Here is a 12,368-nt window from a genome sequence, read left to right as displayed (position 1 = left end):
GCGGGAGGCTAAAAAGCGGTCGGTGTCGTCCCGCTGACGCAGCGTTTAACCGCCGTGACGCCCAAGCGCGGCTATATGACCGACGACGGCAAGCGACCCCACCGCTTCTCGGAAGGGCAGGGGTTCGACGAGGACTACTCCGACTTCTCGCTCGACCCGCCCGAACTCTCGGTGGACCCGACGAAGGTCGACCCGGTCGACTCGCGCGTCCTGACCGACATCCTCGACCAGCGGAACATCGACCCCGAGGACGTCGACATCGAGAAACTGCTCGACGTGGCGCTCTCGTACATGCAGATAAACCGCTTCGAGGAGGCCACGGAGGCGTTCGAGCGCGTCGCCCGGTTCGCCGGCGACGACGACAACATCGCCCAGGAGGCGTGGGTCAACAAGGGCGCGGCGCACGGCCAACTCGAAGAGTGGGACGAGGCAATCGGCTCCTACCGAGAGGCGCTCAAACTCGACGACGACAGCGAGCACGCCGCGACGGCTCACACCAACCTCGCGTACGCGCTCTGGGAGGCCGGCCAGACGGCCGACGCGCTCGACCACGCGGAGCGCGCCGTCGAACTCGACCCGCGCTTCCCGCAGGCGTGGTACAACCGCGGCTTCTTCCTCCACGAGCGCGGCCTCAACGAGGACGCCGTCAACGCCTTCGACAACGCCATCCGCCTCGGGATGCGCACTCCGGGCGTCCACGAGGAGAAGGCGCGCGCGCTCGAAGAGCTCGGCCGCGACGAGGAAGCAGAACAGGCTCAGCAGCAGGCCGACGACCTCCGCGAGCAGGCCGAAGCGGAGCTCGTCGAGGAGTACTAGGATGCTCCTCCGCGAGCGGGAGACCCCCGAGGGGCTCCTCGTCTCGGTCTGCGACCCCGACTGCATCGGCGAGACCTACACCGACGACGGCGTCTCGCTCGACGTGACGGAGGACTTCTACGGCGGCGACGAGGCCGAGACCGCCGACGAAGACGCCGTCGTGGACAGCCTCACCCGCGCGACCGTCGCCAACATCGTCGGCGAGGAGTCCGTCTCGGTCGCCATCGACGCCGGCCTCGTGGACGAGGAGACCGTCCTCGAAGTCGGCGGCACGCTCCACGCGCAACTGCTCTGGCTCCGCTGAGCCGCCGTCGAAAACTGGTTTTCCGGCCTCCGGCCGCTACGACGCTACGCCGGCCGCTCGACACCCGTAATCTCGAAACGAGCGCCGCCGCGGTCGGCCTCGGTGACGCCGATGTCCCAGCCGTGCGCGTGAGCCGCCTGCGCGACGATGGACAGGCCGAGCCCCGTCCCGTCTTCGCCCGTCGAGTAACCCGCCTCGAACACCTCGTCGCGCGTCTCCGCGGGGATGCCGACGCCGTCGTCCTCGACGTAGAAGCCCGTAGCGTCGCCGTCGCTATCGCCATCGAGGACGCCGACCGTCACGGTCAGATGGTCGGTCCCGCCGTGCTCGACCCCGTTCCGAAACAGGTTCTCGAACACGTGTCCCAGCAGGTTCGGGTCCGCCCGGAACTCGAACGAGTCGGCGACGACGAGTTCGGCCGAGCCGGTCTCGACGTGCTCCCACGCGGCCGCCGCGCGCGTTTCGAGGTCGACGGTCGACAGTTCCTCGACCGCGTCGTGGCGGGCCAACACCAGCGCGTCGGTGATGATGTCGTCCATCCGGTCGAGCGCGCCCGCGACCGGTTCGAGTCGGTCGGCGGCGACCGCTTCGTCGAGGAGCGATTCGACGTAGCCCGCCGCGACCGAAAGCGGGTTTCTGAGGTCGTGCGAGAGCATCCGGGCGAGGTTCTGGAGGCGTTCGGCCTTCTCTTCGGCCTCCAGTTCCGCGCGCTTTCGGTCGGTGATGTCGAGGTGCGCAATCTGGACGTAGGTGTCGCCGTCGTCGACGAATCGGGTCGCTCGCATCGTGAACCAGAGGCGCTCGTCGGGCGTTTCGCAGGGATATTCGAAGGAGAACTCGTCTCTCTCGCCGTCGATGACGGCGCGGATTCCCTGACTGGCCGTCGTCGCGTCGTCGGTGGTGCTGAGGTCGCAGACCCCGAGGTAGTTCGTGCCGACCGAACTGCTGTCGCCCTGATAGTCGTGTTCGGTTCCGAACTCCCGCCACGCGCGGTTGGTGTAGAGGATGACGCCGTCCTCGTCCAGAATCGCGAGCTGCGTCGGGAGCGCGTCGAGGCTCGAAAACGCGAGCGAGGACGAGGTGACGTTTGACATTGGTGAACGGACGGGCGTGAGCTACTTGATTCGTTTGGGTGAGTGAGCGACACGTCGCCACCGCATCGCGATTGCGTCACCGCCACCGGCCACAGTTGCCGGCTGGCGAAACCGAAATCGGTTGCAGAGCCGCGTGCGGACCGAAGACGTGTTGTGCCTACGGGGGCAACTCACACTCAATGAGAGTGCAGGAGTCGTACCCCGTCGACGTCGACGCCATCCGAGCGGATTTCCCCATCCTCCAGCGGAAGGTCGGCGGCGACATCTCGACGCCGGGTGAGCACGACGACGACGACACGCCGCTCGTCTACCTCGACAACGCCGCGACGAGCCACACGCCGGAGCAGGTCGTCGACGCCATCGTCGACTACTACCACGGCTACAACTCGAACGTCCACCGCGGCATCCACCACCTGAGCCAGGAGGCCTCCGTCGCCTACGAGAACGCCCACGACCGCGTCGCGGAGTTCATCGGCGCGTCCGGCGGCCGCGAGGAGGTCGTCTTCACGAAGAACACCACCGAGTCGATGAACCTCGTCGCCTACGCGTGGGGCCTCGACGAACTCGGACCGGGCGACTCGGTCGTCATGACCGAGATGGAACACCACGCCTCGCTGGTCACGTGGCAACAAATTGCCAAGAAGACCGGTGCCGAAGTTCGCTACATCCGCGTCGACGACGACGGCCGCCTCGACATGGAGCACGCGAAGGAACTCATCGACGACTCCACGAAGATGGTCTCGGTCGTCCACGTCTCGAACACCCTCGGGACCGTCAACCCGGTCTCCGAACTCGCCGACATGGCCCACGAAGTCGGGGCGTACGCCTTCGTCGACGGCGCGCAGTCGGTCCCGACCCGCCCGGTCGACGTGGAGGACATCGACGCCGACTTCTTCGCCTTCTCGGGTCACAAGATGTGCGGGCCGACCGGCATCGGCGCGCTCTACGGCAAGCGCGACATCCTCGACGAGATGCAGCCGTATCTCTACGGCGGCGAGATGATTCGGAGCGTCACCTACGAGGACTCCACGTGGGAGGACCTCCCGTGGAAGTTCGAGGCCGGCACGCCGCCCATCGCGCAGGGCGTCGGCTTCGCCGCGGCCGTCGACTACCTCGACGACATCGGCATGGAGAACGTCCAGGCCCACGAGGAACTGCTCGCGGAGTACGCCTACGACCGCCTCGGAGAGTTCGACGACATCGAGATGTACGGCCCGCCGGGCGACGACCGCGGCGGCCTCGTCGCGTTCAACCTCGACAGCGTCCACGCCCACGACCTCTCGAGCATCCTCAACGAGCAGGGCGTCGCCATCCGCGCCGGCGACCACTGTACCCAGCCGCTGCACGACAAGCTCGGGGTGGCGGCCTCGACGCGGGCGTCGTTCTACATCTACAACACGCGCGAGGAAGTCGACAAACTGGTCGACGCCATCGACACCGCTCGCGAACTGTTCGCCTAACGCAGACCCGTTCCGCGAACGTAGTGAGCGGACCGACGAGCGAGGGGAGGCACGGGGTGCCGAACCGAGTGAGGAGCGTTTTTGGTCCAGCTTTTGCCGAGCGAGTGAAACGAGCGCAGCGCAAAAGGTGGTCTCACGACACGCGCGAGGAAGTCGACAAACTGGTCGACGCCATCGACGCCGCTCGCGAACTGTTCGCCTAACACAGACCCGTTCCGCGAACTGTTTTCTGACGGCCCCGTTTCCGCGTCGCAGCGGTCGAGTCGCCCCAATACATTTGTCCCGCTGACACGTCGTCGGAGCGTATGCTCCAATCGCTGACCGGCTTCCTCGTCGAGACGCTCCGCGAAACCGTCGCGGAGTTCGGGACCGCGGTGCAGGACGCCGCGCCGAAGGTGCTCACCGCGGTCGTGTTCCTCGCGCTCGCCTACGTCGGCATCAAGGCGATACTGTTCGTCGTCCGGGGCGTGCTCGACGGGCTGTACCCCGAAGAGCAGGACCTCGTGGTCGAACTCGGGGTCGCCGTCGCGGGCGTGTTCCTCTGGTTCGGCGCGGCGCTCGCGCTGTTGAACATCGTCGGGATGACGGAAATCGCGGCGAGCCTCGGCACCGCGACCGGCTTCATCGCGCTGGGCGTCTCCTACGCGCTGTCGAACATGATAGCCGACACGGTGGCGGGCGTCTACCTGCTTCGAGACCCCGATTTCAACCCCGGCGACCGGGTGAAGTCGGACCCGGTGACGGGGACGGTCAGCTCCATCGAGCTCCGCAAGACGCGCTTCGAGAACGACGAGGGCGACACCGTCGTCGTGGCGAACCGCGACGTCGAAAAGAAGTGGACGAAGTACGACGCGGAGGCGGCCGCGGACGCGTCGGCGTCGGGTCCGACGTAAGCGACGAATTCGGCCGAGTCGCCGGCCCCGGAATCCTTTTACGGCGCTCGGGCGTAGCCCCGACGAACACCAATGGGCATTGGCTCAGACATGTATCGTCAGCAGATAATGGACCACTACAAGAACCCCCGGAACCACGGCCGGCTGGAGTCGCCGACGTTCACCCACACCGGGGAGAACCCCTCCTGCGGCGATACGATTACGATGGACGTGCAGCTCGCCGACGACGGCGAGACCATAGAGCGCGTCGCGTTCTCCGGCGATGGCTGCGCCATCAGTCAGGCGTCCGCGAGTATGCTCACCCAGCGACTGCCGGGCACGACGCTCTCGGAGCTGGCGGAGATGGACACCGACGACATCACCGAGATGCTCGGCGTCGACATCTCGCCGATGCGCATCAAGTGCGCCGTCCTCGCGCGACAGGTCGCACAGGACGGCGCGAAGATTCACGACGGCGAGATAGAAATCGAGCAGACGAAGACCGAAGGCGACGACGACTGAGCCGCCTCCCCTCGGCGACTCCCCGAACCGAGCGCGAGTCAGGCTATTCTTCTTCCGTCCCCGCGCCGAGCGCCGCCGCCAGCGCGACGAGGTAGCCGAGCCCCGCTTTGACCTCGGGGTCGCGGGTGGCCCGCAGGAGGCCGACCGCTCCCACGGGCGTCGCCTCCGCCTCCTCCGCGTCGCCGACGGCGCGAAGCAGGCGCTTCATCCCCGCGACTGTGTCGGGGTCGGAGGCGTCGTCGGCGACCTCGGCGAGTGAGGTCCCGGTCCGCGCGAGCGAGCGCACCATCTCGTCGTCGAGCGCGCCGACGCCGAGTTCGAGCACGTCGATGAGGTCGTTGACGAGGCCGAGTCGCTCGACGAGGAGGGCGACCTCCTCGGGGTTGTTCTCGATGGCCCGCACGAGTTCGTCGGGCACCGTCTGTTCGGTCGCTGTGGTTGATTCGTGGTCCTGCATTGGTCTCACCTCAGAGCATCCCCCTGGCGGTCAGCCAGTACGATTCGTTGTACGCGTGTTTCGCCCAGTGGATGGGCTTCGACGGCTGGCGCATCGTCGCGGGCGTCTCGTAGTCGAACGAGACGAACGACGCCTCGTCGAGGCCGGTCTCGACGAAGCAGACGGTCTTGCCGTCGTACCGCTTCGTCGGGGTGCGCCCCCGGACTTCCGCGGCGATTCGCTCCGCGACCGTGAACGCCTGGAAGTGCGCCGCACTCCCGGCTTTCGGGATGGGGAGCGCCGCCGTGTCGCCGATGGCGTACACGTCCTCGGCGGCGGTCGCGCGGAGAGTCCGCTGGTCGACGTCGACCCAGCCGGCGTCGCCGAGGCCGGAGTCGATGATTAGCTCATCGCCGCGGTGCGGCGGGATACCGACGAGCAGGTCGTAGTCCACCTCCGCGCCGTTCTTCGCCGAGACGACCCGTTCGTCCGGGTCGACGGCGTCGACGACGAAGTCGGTCTCGACGCGGACGCCCCGCTCGGCCAGAATGGGGTCGGCCCACTCGGCGACCTCGGGCTTCCCGTGGCTCCGCGCCATCGGGTACGTGTAGACGAGGTCTGTGTCCTCGCGCAGTCCCCGGCTTCGGAGCCAGTCGTCCACGATGAACGTGAATTCGAGCGGCGCGGCCGGACACATGTGGGGCGTCCCGACGACGCTCAACACGAGGCGGCCGCCGTCGAACTCGGCGAGGGCGTCGCGGAGCCGTTCGGCACCCTCGGCGCTGTAGAAGTGGTGCGCGCCCTCCCGGAAGCCGGGCACCGCGTCGGGGTCGAGCTTCGCGCCGGTCGCGAGGACGAGCGTGTCGTAGTCGAGCACCTCGTCGCCGTCTTGACAGTAGAGGCGCTTTTCGTCGGTGTCGACCCGGCGGACGCGGTTGGTGACGATGTTCACCCGCTCGTCGACGAGGTCCCGCAGGTCGCGGACACCGTCCTCCGGTTCCGCGACTCCGAACGGGACGTACAAGAACACCGGCTTGTAGACGTGTTTCGTGTCGTCGGAGACCAGCGACACCTCCACGTCGCCGTCGTCTATCTCCGACGCGAGTTCCTCGGCGAGACGGTTCGAAACCACCGTCCCACCCGTGCCACCGCCAACGACTACGATTCGGTTCGTCATGGAGTTCACCTACCTAAACGGTGGGCCGCCGACGGGATAGTATTGCGAGCTGTTTCCAACATTGTGGGAACCGAGGGACGGCGCGGCCGCTCGGGGCGGTGAGGAGGAAGGGAGAATGTGGTGAAAACGGAGAGCGTGTGGGGAACGGGGTTCGGGGAGTCGCGTAACGTCGCCCGGCTGACTTCGCGGGCTAACGTCGGCTTACTCGGGCTTGAGACCCGCGTCCTGCACGCGCATGATGGCCTCGCCGTCGGCGAGGTTCGGCGCGTCCACGAGGCGGACGATACGCTTGTCGCCCTTGGACTTGCGGAGGTAGATACGGAACGTCGAGGTGTGGCCGAGGATGTTGCCACCGATGGGCTGGGTCGGGTCGCCGAAGTAGGAGTCGGGGTTCGACGCGACCTGGTTGGTGACGAGGATGCCCGTGTTGAACAGGTCGCCGATGCGCATCAGGTCGTGGAGGTGCTTGTTGAGCTTCTGCTGGCGCTCCGCGAGTTCGCCGCGGCCGACGTACTCGGCGCGGAAGTGGGCGGTGAGCGAGTCGACACAGAGGAGGCGGACCGGCCACTCGGTGTCCTCGTGCTCGCCGGCGAGTTCCTTGGCCTTCTCGGCGAGGAGAATCTGGTGGTTGGAGTTGAACGCCTTCGCGACGTGAATCTTGTCGAGGACGTCGTCGACGAGTGCCTGCATCGTCTCTTCGTCGTCGACGGAGCCTTCGATTTCGCGGTCGGCGAGCGTGGCTTCGAGCACGTCGTCTTCGAGGCCGCGAACCATGTCGTCGATACGCTCCGGGCGGAACGTGTCTTCGGAGTCGATGAAGATACACCCGCCGCCGAGGCCGCCCTGTTCGGGCGGAAGCTGGACGTTGACGGCCAGTTGGTGCGTGATCTGGGACTTACCGGCACCGAACTCACCGTAGACTTCGGTGATGGACTGTGTTTCGAGACCGCCGCCGAGGAGTTCGTCCACCTCGTCTATCTGCCAGCTCAGCTTGCCGATCTGCTGGCGTCGTTCGAGGACCATGGAACCGGTCTCGAAGCCGCCCACGTCGGCCGCGTCGCGGGCCGCGTTGATGATGTCGGAGGCCGTGCTGGAGCCGATGTCGGCCTTGTTCGACAGTTCGCCGGGGCTGGCGACCGCGATGGACTGATAGCTGTCGTAACCGCTCTCGACGAGTTTGTCGGCCGTCGCCGGGCCGACGCCGGGGAGACTTTCGAGGTCGTCTTCTGCCATACCCAGTCGTTCCGCCTATACCCTCATAAACCCTCGTTAACAGCAAGGTGAAAGTGAAATCGGAAGACGCGCCGGGGTCGGCTGTCGGGTCACCACGGAGGTTCAAGGGCGATGTCGCGGAGTTAGGACGGACAGGTGGGAGAACTGGGACGGAGTCCGAAGCGGCCGGGAGCGTTAGCTAGCGCGAAAGTGAAATCGGGGGAGAGGTGGCGGCCGCGAGCGAGTCAGGAACGTCGAAAGCGCGCGGTCAGTCCCACGGGTGGCCGTTCGGCGTCGACGGCCACAGCGGGTACCAGTAGCTCTCGTCGTCCTCTATCGACAGTTCGCCGTCGAGGACCGATTCGAGCTTGAACTCCAGACTCTGGTTCCGCGTCGAGGAGCCCTGCGGGGCGAAGGGGTAGTACGCCCCGCGGCGGAACGAGTAAATCCAGTAGGCGCGGTCGCCGTCGCGCTCGAAGCCGAACAGGGCGGCGAGCAGGCGCGAGCCGTAGCCGCGCTCGATGAACTCGTCGGCGGCGAAGTGGACGCTCGTCACGAGGTCCTCGGGGTCGTCGTCGGCGAGGACGACCCAGTTGTAGCCGTGGCCGTCGGTGTGCCGGCGGAACTCGGTGCCGGTCTCCTCGCTCCCGGCGGTGAGGATGTCCTCCACGGCGTCGACGGTGTCCGCGAAGTCGGTGCTGTCGACGGAGGAGAAACACAGCGCCGCCTCGTCGGCCGAGTCGAACCGGAGGTCGGCCTCCATCGTCAGGTAGGCGGTGCTCATCCCGAAGAGGTCCTCGGGGTCCGCCTTGGTGGTCGCGTCGGACTCGGCGCTGATGCCGAGCATGGCGCGGAATGAATCGAACAGTCCCATCGGAACTCAGGCGGTCTCCATCTCGCGCTCCAGGTCGCGGAGGCGCTCGACGCGGTTCTCGGTGGAGGGGTGGGTGCTGAACAGGCGACCGATGAAGTCCGACTTGATGGGGATGATGAAGAACGCGTTCATCTCCGAGGTGTCGCGCATGTCGCGCTTCGGGACGTTGTCCATCCGGCCCGAAATCTTGAGCAGCGCGGACGCCAGCGCCGAGGGGCGGCCGGTGATGACGGCGGCCCCGCGGTCGGCGGCGTACTCGCGGTACCGCGAGAGCGCCCGAATCAGGAGGTACGAGATTATCCAGACGGCGAGCGACGCGAGGATGGCGACGATGACCGGGGCGTTCTGTCGGTTGTCGTCGCCACCGAAGAACCAGCCCCAGCGGACGATGAGGAAGGCGATGCTGGAGAGGAACGACGCGATGGTCATGACCATCACGTCGCGGTTCTTCACGTGCGCGAGCTCGTGGGCGATGACGCCCTCTAACTCGTCGTCGTCGAGGGTGTCCATCAGGCCGGTCGTCACGCAGACGGCCGAGCTCTTCTGGGAGCGCCCCGTCGCGAAGGCGTTCGGGACGCGCGTGTCTGCGATGGCGACCTTCGGCTTCGGGAGGTCCGCCTGCTGAGAGAGGCGACCGACCATCGCGTGGAGCTTCCGCGCCTGCGGGCCGTCGTCCTCGTCGACGACGCTCGCGCCCATGCTGTACAGCGCGATTTTGTCGCTGAAGAAGAACTGCGCGAAGAGGAAGACGCCCATGAACCCGGCCATGACGGCGAGGCTCTGGAAGTAGGCGAACAACACCCCCGCGAAGACGATGTAGAGGGCGAACAGGAGGAACATCGTGAGCGCCATCCGCCCGCGAAGTCCCCAGTCCGGTTTCCAGTTCATACCACGTGATTAGTAATCCGGCTAATAAACGCTGTTGGAGTGCGAAGGTGTCGCACGGGAGCGCCCGAGGCGTGAAGAATCGGGACATATCGTTTTGCCGCGGGAGCGCGTAGTTCCGGGTGACATGTTCGCCGATAGGGAAGACGCGGGCCGCCGACTGGCGGACCTGCTCGACGAGCGAGAAGAGGCGGCCGACCTCGTGTTGGCCATCCCGCGGGGCGGGCTCCCGGTCGGCAGGGAGGTCGCAGACCGCCTCAGAGCGCCGCTCGACGTGGTGGTCGCGTCCAAGGTCGGCGCGCCCGACAACCCCGAACTCGCCGTGGGGGCGGTCGCGGGCGACGGGAGCGCGTGGTGGAACGACGACCTGCTCTCGTACCTCGACGTGGGCGACGACTACCTCGACCGCGAGCGCGAGCGCGAGGCCGGAGCGGCCAGAGAGAAGGTGTCGCTGTACCGCGGCGGCGACCCGCTTCCCGACGTGGACGGAAAGCGCGTCGTCGTCGTCGACGACGGCGTCGCAACCGGCGCGACCGCCCGGGCGTGCCTGCGGCAGGTCGTCGCGGGCGGCGCGGAGCGCGTCGTCCTCGCGGTCCCGGTCGGGCCGCCGCACACCCTCTCGGACCTCGAAGCCGAGTGCGACGCCGTCGTCGCGGTCGAGTCGCCGGAGGCGTTCGGAGCCGTCGGCGTGTTCTACCGTGATTTCGCGCAGGTCTCCGACGAGGAGGCCGCGTCGTACCTGCGCGACGAGGCGGGCGAGTACTGAGCCGACGCACGGCTACTGAGGCACGCATCGACGACAGTCGGGACTCACCGGCGGGGCCGTGACGCCGAACTTAAGCGGTCGAACGGACTAGAGCCGTCAATGAGCGAATCCCGCGACTTCTGCCCTCGGTGCGGCGACCCGGTTCCGGAGCGACCGGAACCGCTCCCCGGGATGCCGCGCGAGCGCGACGACGTGCTCTGCGACTCGTGTTACTTCGAGGACTTTGACCTCGTGGATGCACCCGACAAGGTGCAGGTCCGCGTCTGCGCGCAGTGCGGCGCGATTCACCGGGGCAACCGGTGGGTCGACGTCGGCGCGCGCGACTACACCGACATCGCCATCGAGGAGGTGTCGAACTCCCTCGGCGTCCACCTCAACGCCGAGGAGGTCCGCTGGGGCGTCGAACCCGAGCAGATCGACGAGAACAACATCCGGATGCACTGCCACTTTTCGGGCGTCGTCCGTGGCACGCCGCTGGAGGAGTCCGTCGTCGTCCCGGTGAGCATCGCCCGCGAGACCTGCCAGCGCTGCGGCCGCATCGCAGGCGGCTACTTCGCCAGCCTCGTGCAGGTCCGCGCCGACGACCGGACGCCGACGACGGACGAGGCCGAGACGGCCATCGAAATCGCCGAGTCCTACATCGCCGAACGCGAGGAGAAGGGCGACCGAGACGCGTTCATCTCGAGTATCAAGCGGACGCCCAACGGCCCGAACATCAAGATTTCGACCAACAAGATGGGAAGCGGCGTCGCGAAGCAGATTCGCGAGCGCTTCGGCGGCACCATCGAGGAGCACCCGACGCTCGTCACGGAAGACGGCGACGGCAACGAGGTCTACCGCGTCACGTTCGTCGCCCGCCTGCCGCGGTTCACCGCCGGCGACGTCATCGACCCCGAAGACGGCGACGGGCCGGTTCTCGTGCGGAGCAACCGCGGCCGGCTCAAGGGGACGCGTCTCACCTCGGGCGACCCCTACGAGTCGGAGTTCGAGGAGGGCGAGCGGCCCGAGGCCGAGGACCTCGGCTCCGTCGAGGACGCGGCGGAGACCACCGTCGTCACCGTCGAGGACGAACACGCCGTGCAGGTGCTCGACCCCGAGACGTACGAGGCGAAGACCATCCCCCGGCCGGACTACTTCGACGCCGACGCCGCGATGGTGCCGGTCCTCAAGAGCCAGTCGGGACTGCACATCCTCCCGGACGAGGTCGTCGAAGACGAGGACGAAGAGTAAGCAGACCGCAGCGAAGAGAGACGGAACGCGGCGACGACGTTTGTGCTTTTACGAATCGTGGGTCGACCGACAACTGAACAGGAAAAGCGGTCGCTCAGGAACGGGAGATAATCGAACGACGGAGCAGAATCAGTCGGCGCTGGCCGGCCGGTCCGTCGAGAGGGACGCGGCCGGAGCGTCGTCTTCGTGCACGGGCACACCGTGGCGCTGGAGGGCGAGGAGCAGGTCGTCCTCGGAGTAGCCGGAGCGGGCGGCCGCCTGCGAGAGTGTGAGTGTCCCACTACGATACAGTGTCATCGCCGTGGCGAGTGCGTTGGTGTGCATGGCCGATACTCCATCATTCAGTGGCATTGGTGTTAACTATTTCGTGAGAAAGCGTGTCAAAGACAAAGTTAGGAGAACTATAGCTTTACAAACCCTACCCTATTTCCGCATCTCGTTCGCCAAACGGCCAAACACATTAACAATCATTGAGGAAATGTGTCGGAGGCGGCGACTCTCTTGGACACTATGGCGATTTTTGCCGCTCGAACGGGACGAGATGACATGACACCGCCGGGACGGCGCGGTCTCGGGGACGATGTTATCACTCGTGCGAACCGGTGCAGAAGCGTTAATTACCGGCCGTCCAACCCACAGCCATGGACCGACAGCAGGTTATCGCGCTGACGCTCGTCGCGCTCATGATTGGGTCGGCGCTGTTCTCTGGGGCCAGCCTCC

Annotated in this window: 14 protein-coding genes; 7 read left to right on the top strand and 7 right to left on the bottom strand. The window is 66.7% G+C overall.

All coding sequences use genetic code 11. The features are described from left to right. Positions 1-75: 75 nt before the first annotated feature. Positions 76-816: a tetratricopeptide repeat protein gene (locus tag ABY42_RS00535; RefSeq protein ID WP_004973935.1), complete on the top strand. Its 741-nt coding sequence runs from the start codon at positions 76-78 to the stop codon at positions 814-816. A 1-nt stretch (position 817) separates the two neighbouring features. Continuing rightward, positions 818-1,120, top strand: a complete 303-nt coding sequence (locus ABY42_RS00530; protein WP_004968868.1) for a DUF424 domain-containing protein — start codon at positions 818-820, stop codon at positions 1,118-1,120. A gap of 44 nt (positions 1,121-1,164) precedes the next feature. On the opposite strand, the gene ABY42_RS00525 is transcribed toward ABY42_RS00530, so the two are convergent. Next, the gene (locus tag ABY42_RS00525) at positions 1,165-2,214 is read right to left on the bottom strand and encodes a PAS domain-containing sensor histidine kinase (protein WP_050458446.1); all 1,050 of its coding nucleotides are present in this window, start codon (positions 2,212-2,214) and stop codon (positions 1,165-1,167) included. A gap of 185 nt (positions 2,215-2,399) precedes the next feature. On the opposite strand from ABY42_RS00525, the gene sufS reads away from it, so the two are divergent. The 3 genes from sufS (at position 2,400) to sufU (ending at position 5,068) form a co-directional block, all read left to right on the top strand. Further along, the gene (gene sufS / locus ABY42_RS00520; protein ID WP_231608311.1) at positions 2,400-3,674 is read left to right on the top strand and encodes a bifunctional cysteine desulfurase/selenocysteine lyase SufS; all 1,275 of its coding nucleotides are present in this window, start codon (positions 2,400-2,402) and stop codon (positions 3,672-3,674) included. Positions 3,675-3,979: 305 nt separating this feature from the next. Further along, positions 3,980-4,567: a mechanosensitive ion channel domain-containing protein gene (locus tag ABY42_RS00515; protein ID WP_050458444.1), complete on the top strand. Its 588-nt coding sequence runs from the start codon at positions 3,980-3,982 to the stop codon at positions 4,565-4,567. Between the two features lie 72 nt (positions 4,568-4,639). Then, positions 4,640-5,068, top strand: coding sequence for a Fe-S cluster assembly sulfur transfer protein SufU (sufU, locus tag ABY42_RS00510; RefSeq protein WP_004973939.1), 429 nt, complete (start codon positions 4,640-4,642; stop codon positions 5,066-5,068). A 43-nt stretch (positions 5,069-5,111) separates the two neighbouring features. On the opposite strand, the gene ABY42_RS00505 is transcribed toward sufU, so the two are convergent. The 5 genes from ABY42_RS00505 to htpX all read right to left on the bottom strand — a co-directional run bounded on the left by ABY42_RS00505 (position 5,112) and on the right by htpX (position 9,655). Next, complete coding sequence (locus ABY42_RS00505) at positions 5,112-5,525, bottom strand: DUF1641 domain-containing protein (protein ID WP_004973940.1); 414 nt, start codon at positions 5,523-5,525, stop codon at positions 5,112-5,114. Positions 5,526-5,535: 10 nt separating this feature from the next. Beyond that, entirely contained in the window at positions 5,536-6,681 is a 1,146-nt protein-coding gene (locus ABY42_RS00500) for an NAD(P)/FAD-dependent oxidoreductase (RefSeq protein ID WP_004973941.1), read from the bottom strand. Between the two features lie 201 nt (positions 6,682-6,882). Further along, entirely contained in the window at positions 6,883-7,914 is a 1,032-nt protein-coding gene (gene radA / locus ABY42_RS00495) for a DNA repair and recombination protein RadA (RefSeq protein WP_004973942.1), read from the bottom strand. A 247-nt stretch (positions 7,915-8,161) separates the two neighbouring features. Next, a complete protein-coding gene (gene pspAB, locus ABY42_RS00490) occupies positions 8,162-8,767 on the bottom strand; it encodes a PspA-associated protein PspAB (protein ID WP_004973943.1) in 606 nt (201 codons plus the stop codon). A 6-nt stretch (positions 8,768-8,773) separates the two neighbouring features. Beyond that, entirely contained in the window at positions 8,774-9,655 is an 882-nt protein-coding gene (gene htpX / locus ABY42_RS00485) for a zinc metalloprotease HtpX (protein WP_004973944.1), read from the bottom strand. Between the two features lie 124 nt (positions 9,656-9,779). On the opposite strand from htpX, the gene ABY42_RS00480 reads away from it, so the two are divergent. Together ABY42_RS00480 and ABY42_RS00475 are read left to right on the top strand one after the other, a co-directional pair. Continuing rightward, on the top strand, positions 9,780-10,418 hold the full coding sequence (locus ABY42_RS00480) for a phosphoribosyltransferase (protein WP_004973945.1): 639 nt from the start codon (positions 9,780-9,782) through the stop codon (positions 10,416-10,418). A 99-nt stretch (positions 10,419-10,517) separates the two neighbouring features. Continuing rightward, positions 10,518-11,648, top strand: a complete 1,131-nt coding sequence (locus ABY42_RS00475; RefSeq protein WP_050458443.1) for a 60S ribosomal export protein NMD3 — start codon at positions 10,518-10,520, stop codon at positions 11,646-11,648. Between the two features lie 129 nt (positions 11,649-11,777). On the opposite strand, the gene ABY42_RS00470 is transcribed toward ABY42_RS00475, so the two are convergent. Beyond that, positions 11,778-11,972, bottom strand: coding sequence for a DUF7317 family protein (locus tag ABY42_RS00470; protein WP_008091125.1), 195 nt, complete (start codon positions 11,970-11,972; stop codon positions 11,778-11,780). Positions 11,973-12,368 lie beyond the last annotated feature (396 nt).

This window comes from Haloferax gibbonsii, assembly GCF_001190965.1.
Lineage (GTDB): Archaea > Halobacteriota > Halobacteria > Halobacteriales > Haloferacaceae > Haloferax > Haloferax gibbonsii.
This window is presented reverse-complemented; position numbering and strand designations above follow the sequence as displayed.